Annotated in this window: 12 protein-coding genes; 1 reads left to right on the top strand and 11 read right to left on the bottom strand. The window is 67.1% G+C overall.

Annotated features, from left to right (window positions below; all coding sequences use genetic code 11):
- Window positions 1-19 precede the first annotated feature (19 nt).
- The 9 genes from katG to QOC76_RS21050 all read right to left on the bottom strand — a co-directional run bounded on the left by katG (window position 20) and on the right by QOC76_RS21050 (window position 17,209).
- Window positions 20-2,269, bottom strand: coding sequence for a catalase/peroxidase HPI (katG, locus tag QOC76_RS21090; protein ID WP_526360010.1), 2,250 nt, complete (start codon window positions 2,267-2,269; stop codon window positions 20-22).
- 36 nt (window positions 2,270-2,305) lie between these two features.
- Entirely contained in the window at window positions 2,306-2,761 is a 456-nt protein-coding gene (locus QOC76_RS21085; protein ID WP_526360008.1) for a Fur family transcriptional regulator, read from the bottom strand.
- Window positions 2,762-2,888: 127 nt separating this feature from the next.
- A complete protein-coding gene (locus QOC76_RS21080; protein ID WP_526360006.1) occupies window positions 2,889-6,080 on the bottom strand; it encodes an arabinosyltransferase domain-containing protein in 3,192 nt (1,063 codons plus the stop codon).
- 62 nt (window positions 6,081-6,142) lie between these two features.
- On the bottom strand, window positions 6,143-9,421 hold the full coding sequence (locus QOC76_RS21075; protein ID WP_526360004.1) for an arabinosyltransferase domain-containing protein: 3,279 nt from the start codon (window positions 9,419-9,421) through the stop codon (window positions 6,143-6,145).
- Window positions 9,422-9,455: 34 nt separating this feature from the next.
- Window positions 9,456-12,734, bottom strand: coding sequence for an arabinosyltransferase domain-containing protein (locus tag QOC76_RS21070; RefSeq protein WP_526360002.1), 3,279 nt, complete (start codon window positions 12,732-12,734; stop codon window positions 9,456-9,458).
- Window positions 12,734-14,608 carry an arabinofuranosyltransferase gene (locus QOC76_RS21065; RefSeq protein ID WP_526360000.1) on the bottom strand — a complete coding sequence of 625 codons (1,875 nt, stop codon included), beginning with the start codon at window positions 14,606-14,608 and terminating at the stop codon, window positions 12,734-12,736. The genes QOC76_RS21070 and QOC76_RS21065 overlap by 1 nt, the downstream gene beginning before the upstream one ends.
- Window positions 14,609-14,625: 17 nt before the next feature.
- Window positions 14,626-15,408, bottom strand: a complete 783-nt coding sequence (dprE2, locus tag QOC76_RS21060; protein ID WP_526359998.1) for a decaprenylphospho-beta-D-erythro-pentofuranosid-2-ulose 2-reductase — start codon at window positions 15,406-15,408, stop codon at window positions 14,626-14,628.
- Window positions 15,409-16,779: a decaprenylphosphoryl-beta-D-ribose oxidase gene (gene dprE1, locus QOC76_RS21055; protein ID WP_526359996.1), complete on the bottom strand. Its 1,371-nt coding sequence runs from the start codon at window positions 16,777-16,779 to the stop codon at window positions 15,409-15,411.
- 31 nt (window positions 16,780-16,810) lie between these two features.
- Entirely contained in the window at window positions 16,811-17,209 is a 399-nt protein-coding gene (locus QOC76_RS21050; protein WP_526360077.1) for a GtrA family protein, read from the bottom strand.
- A 77-nt stretch (window positions 17,210-17,286) separates the two neighbouring features.
- Between QOC76_RS21050 and QOC76_RS21045 the strand changes: the two genes are divergently transcribed.
- On the top strand, window positions 17,287-18,597 hold the full coding sequence (locus QOC76_RS21045; RefSeq protein WP_526359994.1) for an adenylate/guanylate cyclase domain-containing protein: 1,311 nt from the start codon (window positions 17,287-17,289) through the stop codon (window positions 18,595-18,597).
- A 121-nt stretch (window positions 18,598-18,718) separates the two neighbouring features.
- Here QOC76_RS21045 and QOC76_RS21040 read toward each other — a convergent pair whose 3' ends face one another.
- The gene (locus QOC76_RS21040) at window positions 18,719-20,260 is read right to left on the bottom strand and encodes an adenylate/guanylate cyclase domain-containing protein (RefSeq protein WP_526359992.1); all 1,542 of its coding nucleotides are present in this window, start codon (window positions 20,258-20,260) and stop codon (window positions 18,719-18,721) included.
- Window positions 20,261-20,322: 62 nt separating this feature from the next.
- The coding region (locus QOC76_RS21035; RefSeq protein WP_526359990.1) for an HNH endonuclease signature motif containing protein at window positions 20,323-20,726 on the bottom strand (404 nt) is incomplete at its 5' end.

The following is a 20,726-nucleotide window of genomic DNA, read 5'->3' as shown; positions in this document are numbered from 1 at the left end:
GTGTTGCTTTGGGGTTCTGCTACTTCTCCAGGTCGAACCGGTCGTTGTTCATCACCTTGACCCAGGCGGCGACGAAGTCCTCGACGAACTTGTCCTTGCTGTCGTCCTGCGCGTAGACCTCGGCGATGCCGCGGAGCACGGAGTTCGAACCGAACACCAGATCGTTGGCGGTGGCCGTCCACTTGACCGCGTCCGTCGAACGGTCCCGTCCCTCGTAGACGTTCTCGGCTGTCTCCGACGGCTTCCACGCCGTGTTCATATCGACGAGGTTGACGAAGAAGTCGTTGCTCAGCACGCCCGGCCTGTCGGTGAGCACACCGTGCTTGCTGCCGCCGTGGTTCACGTTCAGCGCCCGCAGACCACCGATCAGCACCGCCAACTCCGGAGCCGTCAAGTCGAGCATGTAGGCCCGCTCGACCAGAAGCTGCTCCAGCGGCGCCTTTTCACCCGGGCGGACGAAGTTGCGGAACCCGTCGGCCCGCGGCTCGAGCACCGCGAACGACTCGACGTCGGTCTGCTCCTGCGAGGCGTCGGTGCGACCGGGGGCGAAGTGCACGTTGATCTCGAAGCCGGCATCGCGGGCCGCCTTCTCGACCGCCGCAGAGCCGCCGAGCACGATCACGTCGGCCAGCGACACCTTCTTCCCGCCGGCCGCCGAGCTGTTGAAGTCCTGCTGGACCCGCTCGAGCACAGGCAGCACCTGGGCCAGCTCGGACGGCTCGTTGGCCTCCCAGTTCTTCTGCGGCTCGAGGCGAATCCGCGCCCCGTTCGCGCCGCCGCGCTTATCCGTGCCGCGGAAGCTGGCTGCCGACGACCACGCCGTCTTCGCCAACTGCTGCACGGACAGCCCCGAGTCGAGCAGCGTGGTCTTCAGCGAAGCGATGTCGGCCTCGTCGATCAGCTGGTGATCGACGGCGGGAACCGGGTCCTGCCACAGCTGCGGCTCGGCCACCCACGGGCCGAGGTAGCGGTCGATCGGGCCCATGTCGCGGTGCATCAGCTTGTACCACGCCTTGGCGAACGCCTCGTTGAGCTCCTCGGGATGCTCGAGCCAGCGCCGGGTGATCTCGCCGTAGATGGGGTCGACCCGCATCGAGATGTCGGTGACCAGCATCGTCGGCTTCCTGTTGGGGCCGCCGAACGGGTCGGGGATCGTCGCCTCGCCGTCCTTGGCCTCGAACTGCCACGCCCCGCCGGGGCTCTTGGTGAGCTCCCACTCGTGGCCGTAGAGCAGCTCCAGGTAGGCGTTGCTCCACTGCGTCGGCGTCGGCGTCCAGACCACCTCGAGACCGCTGGTGACGGTGTCGCTGCCCTTGCCGGACGCGAACGCGCATTTCCAGCCGAGGCCTTGCTGCTCGATCGGGGCGCCTTCGGGCTCGGGCCCGACCAGGTCGCCGTCGCCGGCGCCGTGGGTCTTGCCCAGCGTGTGGCCACCGACGATCAGCGCGGCGGTCTCCTCGTCGTTCATCGCCATCCGGCCGAACGTCTCGCGAATGTCATGCGCGGCGGCGAGCGGATCCGGCTTGCCTTCGGGGCCTTCCGGATTCACGTAGATCAGGCCCATGGTGGTGGCGCCGAACGGCTCAGCCAGCTTGCGATCGCTGTCGTTGGTGCCGCCGTAGCGCTGGTCGGTGCCCAGCCAGGTGTCCTCCTGGCCCCACAGCATCTCCTCGGGTTCCGAGATGTCCTCGCGACCGAACGCGAAACCGAACGTCTCGAACCCCGACGACTCCAGCGCCGCGTTCCCGGCGTACGCGATCAGGTCGGCCCAGGAGATCTTGTTGCCGTACTTCTTCTTGATCGGCCACAGCAGCCGGCGCGCCTTGTCCAGGTTCGCGTTGTCGGGCCAGCTGTTGAGCGGGGCGAAGCGCTGGGAGCCCCGACCGGCGCCGCCGCGGCCGTCGAAGATGCGGTAGGTGCCCGCGGCGTGCCAGCTCATGCGGATGAACAGGCCGGCATAGCTGCCGTAGTCGGCAGGCCACCAGTCCTGCGAGGTGTTGATCAGCTCGATGACGTCGCGCTTGAAGGCCTCGACATCGAGCTTCTTGAACTCTTCGGCGTAGTCGAAGTCCTCACCGAGCGGGTTGCCCTTCTCGTTCTGCTTGTGCAGAACCGATACGTCGACCTGATCGGGCCACCAGTCCTGGTTCTTGCGCGGAGCGTGCGTCTTCGGCTGCGGTGAATCGATCGCCGGGTTCTCACTCTCGCTGTGACTGGCCGTCTTGGAATCGTCGTGCGGCGGGCGGGCATCGGATGTATCAGATGACACAGCTTTCCTTCCGGGGGTGGGTGATTGGGGCGGTGATCACGGCTGTGATCGGGAAACTTGTGCTGCTGCGCAGTCGGGGCACACGCCCCAGTAGATGACCTCGGCCTCGTCGATGGCGAAGCCGGCAAGGGAGCCGTCGTCGTCGGATGCGGTCATGCATGGTGCTTCGCCGACGGCGCAGTCCACATCGGCGATGACACCGCATGAGCGGCAGACGACGTGGTGATGATTGTCGCCGACCCGCGACTCATAGCGGGCAACCGAACCGGACGGCTGGATCTTGCGCACCAGCCCGGCCGCCGTCAGCGTGCTCAACGAGTCGTAGACGGCTTGATGGGACACATCGGGCAGGTCCGAACGCACCGCCCGGATGATCGAATCCGTGTCGGCATGCGGATGAGCGTGCACTGCGGTCAGCACCGCGACCCGGGGACGGGTGACGCGTAGGGCGGCTCCCCGCAGCATCTGCTGGAAGTCCTCCGCCGTACGCACGTTCGAAATTCTTGTCCCTTTTCTGGAATAAGTCAAGAAATCCACATGGCGCTATTTCGAGCCGATCGTCCTCCAAAAAGCGGTCGCCGCGGGCCATGCCTCGAGGCCGCCGCGAGCACTCGTGCGGTCAGGCGCCGACGCGGATCTTGTTGGGCTTCCACAGTCCGCTGCGGGTCGCCGTGCCGAGTTGGATCTCGGCGGGCTGGGCGTCGACGATAGTGTCGAGCTTGCGCAGCGACCCCCAGTCGCGGCCCCAGTCCCGCGACAGGTACGTCGCCATCACATGGGCCCTCAGTAGCAGATCGGAGATGCCGAGCAGCCCGCCGTTGCGGCCGTCCTGCCAGGTGTCGGTGTCCTGCTTCTTGGCCGTGTAATCCGGCGTGATCCGAAACTTCGGCACCTCGGTCACCCCGTTGGCGTGCAGCATCGGCCGCTGGCACGGGAACGCCAGTCCCACCGCCCAGTCCATCAGCACCGGCTGCTCGGACCCGACGTACTCCTGCAGCGAGCGAAGCTCCGGCACCCGCGGGGGGGTGACGGCGATCCAGTCGCCGGGCGTCAGCGACCGGTCCTCGGCGACGACACGAACCGCGACCACGTCGGAGGGAATCTTCGACCGCGCGAACCGCAGATTCCGCCACGACGGGGCCACCGCGATGTCGTCGGGCACCAGTCGGCCCGCGGGCACCGGAGCACCGTCAGGGCCGGGCCGCGCGTACTCCAGCTCGACCGGCTGGCCGTCGGTGTGCCCATTGAGCACGCTGTTGCCTGCGATCGTGCCCGCCGCGGTGACCACCACCAGCGGGTGGGCATCGTCGGCCTTCGGCAACTGATACCACGACGAGGTCAACTTGCCCTGCTGCTGCGGGCCGTCAGCATAGGTGCCCGCCACCGGGACCCGCGCCGGGTCGAGCCCGTAGGGCAGCGGCACCGTCGACCCGTTGACGCCCTTGTCGGTGAGCTTCACGGCCGCATCCCAGTCGTAGTCCGTCCCCGGCATCGGCAGCGTGACCCGAATCGATTCGGCCACAATGTGATCGGGCACGCCGTTGGGGGTGAAGCCGACGGGTTTGTCGCCGCCAAGCGGACCCAGCGGCCCGTGGCTGCCCGGCAGCGGCGTCATGAAGCCGTCGTTGGCATCCGGTTCGACGAGCACATCGTCGGCCAGCCCGCAGCCACCCGTGAACGCGCGCAGGTTGGCCCACGCGTTGGAATACGTCGGGTACTGCCGCACGACCCCGACGAGCATCGAGGCGACGAACACAATGACCATGAAGCCGGCCGCGACGGGAATCGGCGCCGCCGTCAGCGCCCGCGCGATGCGGCCCTCACCGCGGTCACGCGGGGCGAAGTGCAGCCACACCGTGTAGATCGCGGACAGTGCGAAAAGCGCGAAGAAGATTGTGCTGACCGTGATTCCGCCGATTTTCGGCATCGCGTTGTTGAACGGCACACCGAAGCTCGAGACGTACCACCAGCCGTTGGTCGATGAGAAGCACAGCGCAAGCACGAACAGCACCGCCGACACGACCGCCATCCGGTTGCGGGACCAGCGAAGCACTTTCGGCCCAACCAGCACTGTGGCCAACGCCGCCATCGCCGCACCGACGGCGGCGAACAGACCGAAGTGATGCACCCACTTGGTCGGGGTGAACATCAGGAAGAACATCGTGCCGAAGATGATGCCGATCAGGCGCCACGCCGGGCCTCGGGCGACGCCGGGGACGCGCTTGCGCCGCAACAGGATGAACATGGCCGCGAACAGGCTCAGTGCAGTGATCAGGAAGCCGAACCGTCTCGACAGTGAGCCGTCCACGGTCGGCAGGAACAGGTAGTAGTAGCGCAGGTTCTCGGTGTACCAAGCCTGGCTCGGCCCTATCTCCGTGCGAATCCTGGTCGCCTCCAACACCGTTGCCAGCGTCTGGTCGGCGAATATCACCGTCAGCACCACCGTGCCCGCGGCCAGCAGCGGCGCCACCAGCGGCCAGGTGCCGACGATGCGGTGCCTGCGCACCAGGATCCGCAGCAGCGGGCGGCCGCCGGCGAGCAGCGCCGCCACCGCGATCAACCCGGTCGGCTGGATGCCGAGCGTGAACGCCGCGGCGATCACCGCGAGCGCCGCCGGTGTCATCCGCCCGGAGATGATGGCCCGCTCGATCAACACGTAGGTGATCAGCGCGCCGACGGCGATCTGGCCCTCGGGCCGCAAGCCGTTGTTGAACGGCATCCACGCAGCCAGCAGGACCAGGCCCGCCGCCCAGAGCGCGGCCTTCGACGACGCGACCGCGGGACCCAACCGCGGCAGCACCTCACGCGACAGCAACAGCCAGCACACCAGCGCGGAGATCAGATCCGGCAGGCGCATCCAGATGCTCGCGTCGCTGACGTGGGTCATCAACGCAAGCAGGTTGTAGTACCAGCCGAACGGGTCCTCGGGGCTGCCGAACCACCTGAAGTAGTTGGACATGTAGCCCGCGTGGTCGGCGACGCGCGCCATCCCGAGGATGTAGCCGTCGTCGGAGGAGTTCGCGCCCGCCACGTGCCACAGCAGGAACGTCCCCACGACGACCACGTCGGCGGCGGTGAAGGTACGCCAGCGTGCCGGGACCAGGCTGTGCATTCGCCTGCCGTCGAGACGGTCGAGGCGCCACAGCGCGACCAGCGCGACGATGGTCGCCGCGATGGCTCCCAGCATCGCCGCCAGCTTCAGAGGCGTCGGCTTGGTGGAGAACCGAGTGTCGACTGTCGCCGATACCGATAGCCCCGGCGGCGCGGGGCCGACCAGGTCGGTGAACACGCCGACGATCTGCGGCCGCAGGTTGGGGTCGGCGAACCCGCTGCGTTGCTCCTTGCCGGTGGCCGGGTCGGTGAGCCCGACGAACGTCGCGAATGTGCCTGCGTCGGTCGAGATGATCTCGATCCTGGAACATCCCGGCGACGTTCCGTCACCGACGACGCGCGACCGCTGCACGCTCGCCACCACCACGTTGCGGTCGGTGATGTCGACCCGCTGTGGAGTGACGTTGACGAACAGCGCGTAGAGCGCGGCCTGCTTTCCGCCCTTGGGTGCCGTGCCGAGCACCATGCCCCCCTTCGGAGGCATCGAGCGGATCACGTCGCACGGCACCGTGACCGTCATCGACACCGGAACCTCTGAAATCATCGGTGCCGTAACATCATTGAGCTGACCGTTCTGCGGCCAGTTCAATGTCGCGGTCGTCTGCACCACCGGAAGCAGGGGCGTGGCGACCGACAGCACGAACCCGATCAGGCCCGCAATGGTCGCGACCCAGCGGGTCACCTTTACGTTGTCGCTCATGCGCCGACCTCGCAGGCTCGGCCGCCGCATGCTGTGCCCAATATCCGCTCGCAAAGCTTCGCTCATGGCAGTGCCCTGATGGGTCCGTTACGGGTCCACCCGTGCACCGTGACCGAACCCTGGTCGATGACGGCGTCGGGCGCCTCGGACTCGGGCACCAAGCGGTAATAACGCTCGATGGCTCCCCAGTCGCGGTACCAGTCGTCGCGCAGGTAGGACGGCACGGCATCGGAGCGCAGCAGCGCCTTGGTGATCAGCAGTGGTCCACCGTCCTCCGAGGATTGCCACGGGTTCGACGACACCACGGTCTGCTTGAGGTTCGGAAGTATTCGGTAGCCCGGAAGTTCAGCAACGCCAAGGTGCTCGGAGGACGGCCGCTGGCACGGAAAGTTCGCGGCGGTCGCGATGTCCATCAGCACGGGGGTGTCGGATCCCAACAACTGTTGTGCTGTCTCGAGCACAGGCACCCGCGGCGGGGTGAACGCGAACCACTGGTCGTTGGACAGGTTGGGGTCGTCGGCGACGATGCGCGCGACGTTGGCCTCCGGCGGCGCCCACGCCAGAGGGAAGCGCAGGTTGCGCCAGGCCTTCTGCATGAAGATGTCGATCGGCTGCACCTGGCCCAGCGCCTGATACGAGCCGTCCGGCCGGTGCACGCCCCACTGCAGCTTGAGCGACTGGCCGTAGTTGAACGAGCCGTCCTCGTCGTAGTACCAGATCGCACCCGCGGCGGCGACGGTCACCAGCGGCCGGTCCGGCGTCCGTGGCGGCAACTCGTACCAGGCGGAGGTGGCCTTGGCGGCCACGGAGTTCTCGTCGTAGCTGCCCATCACCGGCGTGCGTTTTGGGTCGAGGCCGAAGGGAAGGAAGACCCGCGACCCGTTGATTCCCTCCGGGCCGTATCCGCCGCTGGTGCCCGCAGCGTAGCCGACCCCGACGTTCGGTTTGTTGGGAGAGCCGTCGGAGTTGACCGTGCCCGGATTCGACGTCACGGGCTCGGCGGGCTCCAGCGTGTCGCTGACGCCGTTGGGGTTGAAGCCGACCGGGTTGTCACCACCCAGTGGTCCGTATTGCCCGAACCGCTGACCCGGAACCGGTTGCAACATACCGGCATTGGTGTCGGGCTCCACCAGTACGTCGTCGGCCATGGCGCAGCTCGCCCTGCTCAGCCCCGACGACAGCGCCTCGGCATTGGCCTTGGCTGTGGTGTAGACGGGGTAGCGCTGTGCGGCGCCCTTGGCCATCGAGCCCACCTCGAGCACCACCATGATGACCGCCACCACGAGCAGCGGTGTGGACGCGAGCGCGCGATTGCGGCCCGTGTTGGCGACCTCGGTGTGCCCGGCGTAGTCCATCCGGAAGTGCAGCCAGCCCGCCAGCAGGCCCGTCAACATCGCGAGCACCAAGAAGATGAAGGTGACCGGCACGCCCGCGATCACCGGCTGCTTGTCGAACCACGGCACGCCGTAATTGCCGACGTAGAACCATGCGTTGATACCCGACGTGGCCCAGGCCAGTATGAACAACAACGCGGTCACGTAGAGCGCGAGGTTGCGGCGGGTGTGCAGGCCGACGCGCGCGAACACGAACGCGGTGACCGCTCCGAGCGCACCTGCCAGTCCGGCGAAGGCGCCGAACTGCACGGCCCACTTCGTCGGTGTGAAGGTCAGCAACAGCAGCCCGATCGCGGTGGAACCGATCAGCCGCCACACCGGGCCCGACGCGACGCCGGGCAGGCGGCCGCGGCGAAGGAGCACCGTGATCATCCCGAACAGGCACAGCATCATGACCAGCACGGCGAACCGGCGAGTCAGCGACGAGTCGGCGCTGTCCTCGACGGTCAGGAAGTAGTAGCGCAGGAACTCCTGGTACCAGGCGATGGTCGGGCCGACCACGTATTTGATGCGGGCGGACTCGGCGACCGTGGCCAGCGTCTGGTCTCGGAACACGATCACGAAGATCAACGACAGCGACGCGGCGAGCGGGGCGATCTGCGCCAGCAGGCCGTCCACGGCCCGGCGCGCCCGGATGTTGCGCGCAATCGCGCGGGCCGCCACCAGGATCGGTGCCAGCGCGATGATGCCCTGCGGCGCGCTGGTGACGCTGAACACGGCGACGACGATCGCCGCCGCGGCCGGCCACAGCCTTCGGGTCCCGATGGCATTCTCCACCAGGACCCATGCCGCGATGGTGCCGAAGGCGATGACGGGCTCGGGGCGCAGCCCGTTGTTGAACGGCAGCCATGCGGCGAGGAACACCGCTCCGGCGGTCAGAACGGCAACACCGTTGACGGCGAGGCGCCTGCCGAGGCGGGGCAGCACGCAGCGGCTGATGATCAGCCAGGTGGCGATCGCCGCCGCGGTGGCGGGCAACCGCATCCACACTCCAGCCGTGCTGATCGCCGCCATGTGTGCGAGCACGCTCTGATACCAGTCGAACGGCGCCTCGGCGGCGCCGAAGTACCGGTAGTAGTTGGCCGTGTACCCGGCGTCCGCCGACACCCGGGCGATCGCGAGGTTGTAGCCGTCGTCGGATGTGGTGGCGCCGATGACGTGCCACAGCAGCAGGGTGCCGATCACGCCGACGTCGGTGATCCAGGTGACGGGACCTGCCCGGACGAAGCGGCGCCAGGCGCGAGGCACCCGTCGGCCGCTCGATCGATCCAGGACCGCGAGCGCGACGATCGAAATCAGCACCGAGAGGACGCCGAGCACCATCACGGCCAGCTTCAGCTTCGTCGGCGAGGTGATGAATCGGGTATCGATGTCGATGCGCCCGGACAACCCCGGCTGGGCCGCCACCTTCATATCGGTGAAGATGCCCGCCACCTGCGGCTTCTTCTCCGGCGCGAGGGTGCCGGTGGCGCCGGGTATGCCGACGAAGTCGGCGCCCACCTGCCCGACATTGGCCCAGATGTGCAGCGCGCTGCAGTTGCCCGCGGCCACCGCGGGGCGGGGTGCCGTTGCGGCCACCGTGTCGCGGAACGCGACGAACACCGTGTCGGCGGTGGCGCGGACGAACAGCGCGCCCTTGGTGGCGTCCGTGGCTTCCCGCGGCACCGTCGACAGCACCAGGCCGCCCGCGGCCGGCAGCGTGGCGATGGCCTGGCAGGGAATCGAGATGTCGAGCGCCTGGGGGGCACCGGACACCAGGGCAGCGGTGAGGTCGGCCACCATGCCGTCCCCTCCGGGAGCCTGGGGCCAGGCGATGGTGGCGGTGGTCTGTTTGACCGGCAGCAGCGGGACCAGCGCACACAGCACCACTCCGGCGATGCCTGCGACGACGGCGACGAGGCGGGCGATGGCGGAGCGCCGGGTCCGCTCGGGTTCGTCGCGTGGCACGAGGCTCGATGGTAGGCGAAGGACCTACGTTCGCTTAATGGCGCAGCGGCGCGGGGCTCCACAGACCGCTGCGCGTGGCCGAACCGAGCTCGAGTCGGGCCGGCTGGGCGTCGCGGTAGTAGGGCGTGAACTGCTGCAGCTCACCCCAGTCGCGGAACCAGTCGTCCTTCAGATAGGAGGGCAGGGTGGTGGCCCGCAGCAGCAGCTCGCTGATGCCGAGCGGTCCGCCGCCGACGTTGTCCATCACAGGCGAGTTCGCCTCGGCGCCGAACCGGTCCGGCATGATGCGCCACTTGGGCACCTCGACGACGCCGTTCTGGTGGCCGTACGGACGCTGGCACGGGAAGGCCATGCCGACCAGCCAGTCCAACAGCACCGGGTCCTGCGAGCCGACGACCTCCTGCAGCGTCTTCAGCTGCGGGATGCGCGGCGGGGTGACCGCGATCCAGTGCTGCGGCGAGAGGTCGTCGTCCTTGACGACCAGCCGCACCTGCGTTGCGTCGGAGGGGATCGCGGTCAGCGGTGCCCGCAGGTTCCGCCAGGCCGGCGGCGCGCCGACGTCGGCGAATCCGACCGCGCCCTTGGACCCGCCGTCGTCGCCCGCCCACTGCACCACCATGTCGCCTGCGTCGAACCGCCCTGCTGCCGCCACAACGAGGATCGACGAGGACCGATCGCGCTCGCTCCAATCCGCGGGCAGCCGGTACCACGCCGAGCGCAGCGCCGCCGGCTGCTGGGTGCCGCTACGCCAACTGCCCATCACCGGCGTGCGGGCCGGATCGAGGTTGAAGGGCAGTCGCGCGCGGGATCCGTTGATCCCGGCGCCCGCCGTCGTGCCGCCTTCTGTGCCGCTCTGGCTGCTGTCGTCCTGGTTCCCTCCCGCGGTGTCGGCGAAATTGCTCGAGGTGCCCGGCCCTGCGCCGGTCACCTCGTCGGCGGAGAGGTTGGACGGAATGTTGTTCGGGCCGAAACCCTCGGTGGTGGGCCCGCCGAGCGCGTCGGCAGGTGGGGCGCCCGCGGGCGTCAACATGCCGTCGTTCGGGTTCCGCTCGACCATCACGTAGTCCGCGAGGCCACAGCGCTTCCCGGCAAGGGCACCGAGGTTGGAGTGGCCATTCGACCACGCCGGGTAAAGGTCTGTCATGCCGAGGGTCAGTGACAGCACCTCGAACGTCACGAGCAGCCACGCTGCAATAGCCAATGGCGACTGCAGAATTCGTGCCAGTCGCCGCCCATTGCCGTCGGGCGGCGAGCGGTCGTGGCCGTAGAAGTGGAACCATGCGGCCACCAGGAGGGCGACGACCGCGAAGCCGAGCAGCATGGTGGTGAAGCCGAAGTGCCACTCCGGGAACTGGTTCGACCAGGGCACGCCGAAGTTGGAGACATACCACCAGCCGTTGACGCTGGCGAACGACAACGCCATGACGAACAGCACCGCGGCGGCGAACATCGCCCGGTTGCGCCGCGACTTCATCGCCGCTGCGGTGACCGCGACCGCGGCCAGTGCGCCCAGCGATCCAGCGAGCCCGGCGAATACACCGAAGTGGTGCGTCCATTTGGTCGGGGTGAACATCATGGCAAGGAACGAGATGATGGTGATGCCGATGATGCGTCGGCTCGGTCCCGCTGCGGTACCCGGAATCCTGCCCTTGCGCAACGTCATTGCCACCGACACGGCCAGTGCGAGCAAGAGGGTCAGCACACCGAACCGACGAGCGACCGACCCGTCAGGCGTGGCCATGAACAATCGCTCGTAGCGGATGTGTTCGTCGAACCAGCTCAGGCTCGGCCCGACGGCCGACTTGAAAGTGCTCGCTTGAATCTCCGCCGCGAACGTCTGGTCGCGGAAGATCAGGAAGATCGTGACCGTGCATGCGGCCAGCACGGGTGCCAGCAACGCGAGATAGCCGAACCGCGAAGTGTGGCTGGCGACGATGGTTTTGAGCGGGCCGACGGCGACGAGCAGGGCACCGACGGCGGCGATTCCCGTCGGCCCGGAGAACAGTGTCAGTGCTCCGATGATGACGGCGATCGCCACCGGAAGCACCCGGCTGGTGGCGACGCCACGCTCTACCGAGCACCAGGTCAGCAGGATGCCGAGCGCGATGATCGGCTCGGGCCGCAGGCCGTTGTTCAGCGGCAGCCAGAATGCCAGGAACATGCCCGCCGCAGTCCATTTCGCAGCGGGGTTCGTCTTGACGGCGTGGCCCAGTCGCGGGATCACCTCGCGACTGATCACCCACCAGCAGGTGAGCGCCATGAGCAGGGTCGGCAGCCGAACCCAGACGCTGTTGGTGCTGATGTGGGCCCACAACGCGAGCAGGTCGTAGTACCAGCCGAACGGCGCTTCCGGCGTGCCGAACCAGCGGTAGTAGTTGGCCATGTAGCCGGCGTGCTCGGAAACCCTTGCCATCGTGAGGATATAGCCGTCGTCGGAGGTGTTGGCGCCGACGAAGTGCCACCACACCAGCACGGCGATGACGACAGCGTCCAACGGTCGGACCGACCACCATCGCGGCGGTAGCAGGCGCCGGTGCCGCATGCCGTCGGCGGTGTCGAGGACGTGGAGTGCGCCGAGCGCGATGACCGTCATCAGCACCCCGACGATCATCACGACCATCTTCAGCGGCGTCGGGGAGGTGCTGTAGCGCGAGTCGACGGTCGCCGAGAACTGCAGACCCGGCGGCGCAGGTCCGACCAGATCGGTGAACACCCCGACGATCTGGGGCCGGAAGTCGTAGCCGCTGCGCTCGCCGCGAAGGGGCTTGCCGGGATCGTTGGTGTCGGGTCCCGTGACAAGCCCGACGAATTCACCGGTGACCTTGTCGGCGTGCGCGGTGAAGGTCAGTTTCTCGCAGGCTGGGCTGAGCACCTGGCTCAGCGGCGCGGTGACGACCGGTGTGTTGCGGACGATGACGAGCAGATCGTTGTTGACCCGTTCGATCAGCAGGCCGCGGTCGATGGCCTTCGGCGCCTGCTTCGGCACCGTGGACAGCAACACGGTCCTGCCCGCATTCTGCGGTCCGGCCAGGCCGGCGGCCGCCGAGCACGGCACGCTGATGTCCAGGTCGGTGGCCACGTAACCGATCAGCGGCGCGTTGACGCTCTGCAGCACGCCGTTCTGCGGCCAGTTCAGCTGGGCGGTCGTCTGCTTGACGGGTAGGAACGGCGTGGCCAGCGCGAGCGCGGCGCCGAGAAGCCCGGCGATGAAGGCCGTCAACCGCGCGGTGCGGTGATTGGTTCGGCGCGTCCGGTCTTGGACCACGGGGCTAGATGGTAATTGGCCGGGCTGCGGCCGCGTCTCGACGGCCATCATCGGCCCCCGGGCAGCCGGACGGCCAACACGAACGGTCCGACTTCGGAGACGCTGAAGCGGGGGTCGTCGAACAACGCCGCGTCGAGTGCCACCTGGTAGCGACGGACGTTGGGCTGATTGGGGTAGACGTCGGCGGCCAGTCGCAGTGTGTAGGTGTCAGCCGAATCGCCCGCACCGCCGCGACGCATCAGGAACACCGTCGGAGGCTGCCACGGAAGCTTGTCGAGTGCGGCGACGAACTGATCGGCGCGCTCCAGGCTCGCCCACCGCTCGATCGTCGCCGCCCGTTCGTCGAATTGCGCGAGCGGGTTGGCGTAGTGCGACGTCAGGCCCTGGAACCCGTAGTAGGGGTAGTAGGAGAGGAAGCTGTAGTCGGCGGTCAGCACCACGGTCTCGTCGCGTGGCCTGCCGGTCAGCTGCTGGATCTTGGCGTCGATCTCGCGGTAGTACTTCTCGGCGCCTGGCGGGCGACGGTCTGCGCGCTGGCCGTGCCCGTCGGTGTCGGTGTAGGCGACGACGATGTCGCCGCGCAGCACGTCGGGAATGTCCTGGGCGAACGTCATCGCGCCGATCGCGCCGATCGTGCCCGCGGCCACCAGGATTCGCCGGCCCGTGCCGGGGCTGTAGCGGCGCGCCAGCGCGAGCGCGACCTCGATGAAACCGAACGCTGCTGCGGCGGTCAGCAGAACCGTCAAGGTGGGCTGCAGCCGGAACGACAGCAGCGTGGTGCCCGCCAGGGTGGCCAGCATCGACAACAATGACCAGGCGTAGACGGCGACAACGCCGAACGCCAGACCGGCAGCCCGCGTCGAGTTGCGGGCCCGGACCACCAGCCACAGCGTGCCGAGCATGCACAGCGCGCCCAGCAGTGTGAATTCGAGCATCGGGAAGGACAACTGCGCGCCGTCGGGCGGGAGGTAATGCGTTGCCGTGCCGGAGTCCGCGGGCGATCCTCGCAGCGCGGCCGATATATACGGCAGCCAGCCGATCAGCGCGATGACGGCGAGTATCAGCCCGATGACCGCCAGCCGCAACAGCGGTTCGGCGCTGCGCCGGGCAACCGCCAGTGCTACCGCCATGATGGTCACGGTGAATGCGGCCACACCGAGCAGCAGCGTGTAGAAGAGGGCGGCGACGCCGAGGAACAGCCCGACGCCGACGACCGCAGCCCAACCGCCCGATCGCGACTGGCCGCGCAGCCCGGACCAGGCCAGCACCAGAACGGGTGGCAGCAGCACGGTGATGACGGCGGCATACGGCTCGGCGGGTGAATACGCAAGCGTGACGGCAGCAGTGGCGGTGGCGACGATCAGCGCATAATCGAACCGAATCATGCTCGCCCACAACACGAAAGCGATCACGACCGCGGCGGCGATCGAGGTGATCGCCCAGGGCTTGAACATCTCCCAGGCCGGTATGCCGGTCAGTGCCGCCGTTCGGCCGCCGATCCAGAACCAGCCCGCGGGGTAGAACGGCGGCAGACCGAAGTACGTCATGTCGCGCAACGCGGCGGTGTCAGTGAGGCGAGTCAGATACTCGGTCCGGAACTGCTGATCGACGGAGATGCCGAACAGGTAGAGCTTGGTGGCGCCCAGTGGCATCGCGAGCGTGACGACAGAGAACGCCGACAGGAAGAGGAGTGCGGCGGTGTGCCCGGCGAGTCGGCGCCCGCGCCGCCACAGCCAGCCGGCGGCGAGAATTCCTGCAAGACAGATGAACTGACCGACGGTGGTCAGTGCGTGCAGCTGGTTGGAGGAGTTGTACGCAGGCCATTCAACGTGGGCGATCGCTACCAATGAGACGGCCGACACGATCACCGCCACGACCACGGCCACCGCCATTCGGCCGAGCACGCCCGGCGCGCCACGCATCATCGACCCTGCGGATCTCAGATGGGGAGCTTGCGGAAGATGGGCCGCGGAATGTGACGCAACACCATCATCACGTATCTGAACGCTCCCGGCGCCCATACCAGTTCCTTGCCCTTGGCCGATGCTGTGACCGCCAGCTCGGCGACGTACTCCTTGTCGACGGTGAACGGCGCTTCCTTGGCGCCGGTGGCTTTCCAGTGGTCGATGGTCGTGCTGGTGCGCACCTGGCCGGGGCGGATGACCAGGACGTGAACGCCGTACTCGCGAAGCGCCTCTGTGAGGCCGAGATAGAAGCCGTCGAGCCCGGCCTTGGTGGAACCGTAGACGAAGTTGGACCGTCGAACCCGCTCACCTGCGGCCGAGCTCATCGCGATGATGCGTCCGGAGCCCTGCGCGCGCATCTTCTCGCCGAGCAATACACCGACGGAAACCGCCGCGGTGTAGTTGATCTCGGCTATCTGCACCGCCTTGCGCTGGTTCTGCCAAAGCTCCTCGGCGTCACCGAGAAGACCGAATGCCACGATCGCCACGTCTACATCACCGCCGGCGAACGCCTGGTCGATGACCTTGGGATGGCCTGCGGAGTCCACGCCGTCGAAGTCGACCCACTCGACGGACTTGGCGCCTGCAGCTTCGATCTGCGCGATGGCGTCGTCGCGTTTCGGGTGGCCGGGAAGGTCGGCCAGCACCACGCGTGCTGCCGCGTTGCGCAGGTAACGCTCGCAGATGGCGAGCCCGATCTCAGAGGTTCCGCCGAGCAGCAGGATGGTCTGGGGGTTGCCCGTGGCATCGAACACCATTTACAGAAGCTCCAAACGTCGGGCCATGTCCGAGGCGAACACGCCGTCGGGATCGACCTTGCGCCGCACGGCGATCCAGTCGTCGATGCGGGGATACATGGCGTGGAAAACCTCGGCGGTGGTGCGGGAGTCCTTGGCGGTGTAGAGCCGGCCGCCGAATTGGAGCACGCGACGATCCAGTTCGTTGAGGAACTCGTTGAGTCCCGGCTTGACCTGGAAGTCGACGCAGACGTTCCAGCCGGGGATCGGAAAGCTCAGCGGCGCTTTGTTGCCGGGACCGAACAGCTTGAACACGTTGAGGAAGGAGTAGTGCCCCGAACGCTGGATGTCGTACATGATGCCTTTGAAGGGCTCCACCGCCTCGGTGGGCACCACGAACTGGTACTGGGTGAAACCCACTGCGCCGTAAGCCCTGTTCCACTCACCGACCATGTCGAGTGGATGGTAGAACTGCGTCAGATTCTGGACCTTGCCGCGGTAGGTCTTGCCGGTTCGGTACCACAGCTCGGTCATCGCCCCGAAGATGAGCTTGTTACCGAGCCCGTTGGGGAAGATGTCGGGTGCGGTGAAGTATTGCGGCGCATCGAATTTCAGTGGATTGCCGCGCAGTTTCTCGGGAAGCTGGTCAACGGTGGCGAGCGAGCCGCGGGAGATCACCGCGCGGCCCAGTTTCGGCGGCGCGCTAATCGCGTCGAACCAGGCGCTGGAATAGGTGTAGTTGGACTCGGTGCCGTCGCTGTGGAAAGCGATCGTTTCGTCGAGGCCTGCGGTCACGTCGCCGTCTGCGATGAAGTACGCGGTCTCCGTCGGGGTCATCGCGATCGTGGCGCGCAGGATGATTCCGGTGAGACCGTTGCCGCCGACCGTCGCCCAGAACAACTCGGAGTCGGCGCCTTCCGGCGTCAGGTGGCGGACCTCGCCGTCGGCGGTCAGCAGTTCCATCGACCGCACATGGTTGCCGAAGCTGCCCGCGCTGTGGTGGTTCTTGCCGTGGATGTCGCAGGCGATGGCGCCGCCGACGGTGACCTGGCGGGTGCCGGGCAGCACGGGCACCCACAGACCCAGCGGCAGCGCTGCCCGCATCAGCTGATCGAGGTTGACGCCTGCGTCGACGTCGACGAGGTGGCTTTCGCGATCGACCGAGTGGATCTTGTTGAGGACCGTCATGTCGACGACGAGGCCGCCGCCGTTCTGGGCATTGTCGCCGTACGACCGGCCGAGACCCCGGGCGATGACACCGCGCGAGCCCCCATCGGCCGCCTGCGCGACGGCCTTGGCGATCAGTTCCTGGTCGGGTGTCGACAGCACCTTGGCCACCGACGGAGCGGTGCGGCCCCAGCCGGTCAGGCGTCGCGAGGTGGTCGGAAACATCGTGACGAGGGTACCGTGCGGTTCCATCGGCTCACTTCAAGCGGAAGATCACCATCCGCTGGACGATGAAGTTGATGACGGTCGCGGTTCCCTGGGCGATGACGAATGCCACCACCACTGCGGTCGGTGTGTAGTCGAGTAGCCGCAGGAAAAGGTGGTTGAGTCCGACCTGGACGACGAAGGTCGTGATGTAGAGCGCCCACACCGCGGCCAACCTCGCTGTGCTGGGCGGAGCCTGGAAGGTCCACCGCCGGTTGAGCAGGTATGCGGTCGTGGTTCCGGCGATCCATCCGATGGTCTTGGCGAGGTCGGGTTGCATCCCGGCGATGCGGTACAGCAGGACGTACAACCCGAAGTCGACGACGGCCGAGAACCCGCCGGTGACGATGAACCGCCATATCTGGGTCGTGAGACTCAGGTTCGGCTGCATGGGGGGCTCGGTCACGCGGGCAGCCTACTCAGGCCGGACCCCGAAACTCGACCCGTTGCTCGACTTACACTTCGGCAATGTTCTCCGAGACGCGCTATGCGATGAATGGCGATGTGCGCGTCGCCTACCGCGCGTCGCGTGAAGGTCCTCGCGACATTGTGTTCGTCTCGCCCCCGTTCACAAACTGTGAGGTGTTTCCCGAGTTGCCGCCTATCCAAGGCTGGTTCGACGCGATGACATCACTCGGTCGACTCGTCTTCTTCGACCAGCCCGGCACGGGGGTGTCCGATCCCGCACCGCAGCAGACCTTAGAACTACGGGCCGACAGCATCACCGCGGTGCTTGACGATCTCGGAATCGACGAAGCGGTCCTCGTGGCGATTGACGGCACATTCTCGGAATCGGCGATGTTCGCAGCCACATATCCATCCCGAACAACCGCGCTGGTCGTGCTCGAGGGCTATGCGGATCCGCTTGCCGAACGCACCGAGGGATCCACACCCGAGGAGGTCACTGCTGCCGCGGTCGCCCTGTGGGGCACGGGGGAGTTTGCGCATCTCGCGAATCCGGACATGCCCTGGAACGAGGAAATACGGGCAACCTGGGCACGGCACGAACGCCTGGCGGCAAGCCCAGGAACCTTTGCTCGCATGATGGCTCACCTTTCCGACATGGACGTGCGGGCGTTGCTTCCCGCGGTCCGCGTCCCGACACTCGTCCTCCATCACACCGACGATCCGCTGTTCCCGCCCAAGTGGGGCCAGCACGTCGCCGACGACATAAAGGGCGCGAAGTACGTGGAGCTTCGGGGGCGCAACGTTTTCCACTTCGTCGAACCGTGGCGGGATTCCTTCCAGGAGATCGCCGAGTTCCTCACAGGTCAGCAGGCCGAAGTGGCAGACGACAGGGTTCTCGCCACCGTGCTGTTCACCGACATCGTGGACTCGACACGCCATGCCGCTGAAATCGGCGACCGCGACTGGCATTCCTTGCTTGATGCGCACGACGCCGTCTTGCGGTCACAGCTCGCCCGATTTCGGGGCCGGGAGGTGAACACGTCGGGTGACGGTTTCCTTGCGATGTTCGACGGTCCTCAGCGAGCGATCCGCTGCGCCACGGCGATCCGCGATGCGGTGCAGGTGCTCGGCATCGAGGTGCGCGCCGGGTTGCACACCGGGGAGTGCGAGGTGCGCGGTGATGACATCGGCGGAATCGCCGTGCACATCGGCGCGCGGGTAAGCGCCCTGGCGGGCCCGAACGATGTGCTGGTGTCCAGCACACTGCGCGACCTCGTGATCGGGTCGGGGCTCGAGTTCGAAGACCGCGGAGGTCATGAACTCAGGGGTGTGCCGGGCGAGTGGCATCTTTTCGCGGTCGCCTCTAGATAGCGGTACGAGTGCGTCAGGACGGTGATGGTTTGTTGCGTTCGGCGACCTGGGGGTGGTTGCTACGTCGATATTCCGCACTAAGTGAGGACGTCAACCGCGTTGCGGCTCAACGTATCTCAGTTCACTTGCGGCCGGTGGCCGGGGCGAGGCGGGCGACCCCGCGCAGGATCCACGGTGTGCGCCTGGCCATCGCGGCCACGGCTCGGTCGGAGCGGCGCATCGCGGTGCGAGGGCCGGGGGTCGGCGTTGAAATCAGTTGGGCCTCGGCTGATCCCGGCCGCGGGCCTCTGCGATCGACCGCCAGGAGTTGCCAGATGCCGGGCACGCCACGAAGCTCGACGCTGCCGCGGTCCTCGAACCCCGTGCCCGAGCCGACGACCAGGTCGCCCACGGTGCGTGAGACGAGGATTTCGCCGGGGCCGGCCTGGCCGACGATCCGCGCCGCGATGTGTACTGCTATCCCGCCGATCCGGTTGTCCCGCAGTTCGCACTCGCCGGTGTGAATGCCGGCGCGGATCTCGTAACCCAGTGTCTCGGCTTCGGCGCGCAAGGTCTCGGCGCAGCGGATCGCCTGAGTCGGGCCGTCGAATGTGATGAGGTGGCCATCGCCCGTGCTCTCCACCACCGTGCCGCCGAATCGTTGCGTGAGTTCTGTGGTGATTTCGTCGAACCGGTGCAGCACCGCACGCCACCGCTCGTCGCCCGTCGCCGCGGCGTGTTGCGTCGACGCGACCATGTCGGTGAACACCACTGTGCGTAGCGCGCGACGTGACGGGGACGGCGCGGCATGGCTGCCGGTGAGGAACTCCTCGACCTCGGTCAGGATCCGGTCGGGATCCGCGAGCCACGGCACATGGTCTCTGCCCTCGACTTCGAGCAACCTCGCACCGGGGATGTGGTCGGCGATGTACCGGCCGCACTGCACCGGAACGACTTCGTCGCGGGAATGGATGAGCAGTGTGGGAGCGCTGATCGTCGGCAGGATCGGCCGCACGTCGATCCGAAACATCGCTTCGAATGTCGCGCGCGCCATCCCTGGACTGGCGCTCATGCGTTCCACCATTGCGAGCTGACGGATCGACCGCACAGACGGCAGCAGAGCCTTGCCCGCCTCGCCACTTCCCCACTCCGAAACAGCGGCGTGGCACCAAGCCTGCCAGCGGACGAGCTGCTGCACAGAGGGCGAGTAGGCCTCACCCAGCTCGCGCACAAGGCGCATCCGAATCTCGGCCGGGTCGCGGTCCAGATCATCCCAGCCGTCGATGAAGGAGTACGCGAAGGTGCCGGTAAGAATCAACGCTCGCGTTCGCTCCGGTCGTGTTGCCGCGAAAACGATGGAGCCCGGGCCGCCCTCGCTCCCCGAGAAAAGCACTGCTTTCCCGAAGCCGACGGCGTCCATGACTGCCTCGATCTCGGCCGCCCTCTCATCCAACGTGCGAATACTCGGGACTGGGTCCGACAGCCCCACCCCGGACTTGTCGAACAGAAGGATGCGACAAAAGGTGGAGAGCCGCTCGAAGAAGGCCACAAACTCGGGCATGGTCCAATACAGCTCGATGTGGCTGGCGAACGACCCGCCGAAAACCAGCTCGATCGGCCCGTCGCCGAACACCTGATACGCCAGGCTCAGGCCGTCACACTGTGCGTACACCGTATCCGGCACGGCCTGAGCGTACTGCGGACGGGCGCTGGCCCTACCGTATCCACTGCATTGCGGGCCGCGGCTCAGAAGGGCGGGATGTCGAGTTCGTTGAGTGCGCGTTCGGCTTTGATCCGGGATGCTTCTTCGGCCGCCCTAGTGCGTTGTCGGCGTGGCATCTTCAGTCCGCGATTGCCAAATGTGAATGGATGCACAGCGGGTGGGGGTAGGTCGGCGGTGGTGACGTCCCAGGTCGGGAAGAACAAGCGGCTGCCCGGTTGGGTGGTGTAGGTCACGCCGCTGGGGGAGGTCCAGATGACTGTGGCGTCGGGCAGTTGAATGTCTTTCCAGCCGCCGATGCCGGTCCAGAACGTTTTCATCAGATGGTGTGGGCGGCATTTGCAGTTCAGGTTGGAGGCGTGGGTGGGACCCCACGGCCAGGGTCGGACATGGTCGAGGTCGCAGCGGTCGGCGGTGACGGGGCAGCCGG

It is taken from the genome of Mycobacterium sp. (assembly GCF_032159565.1).
GTDB lineage: Bacteria > Actinomycetota > Actinomycetes > Mycobacteriales > Mycobacteriaceae > Mycobacterium.
Note: the sequence above shows the minus strand (reverse complement) of the source record. Positions and strands in the feature narration are given on the sequence as shown.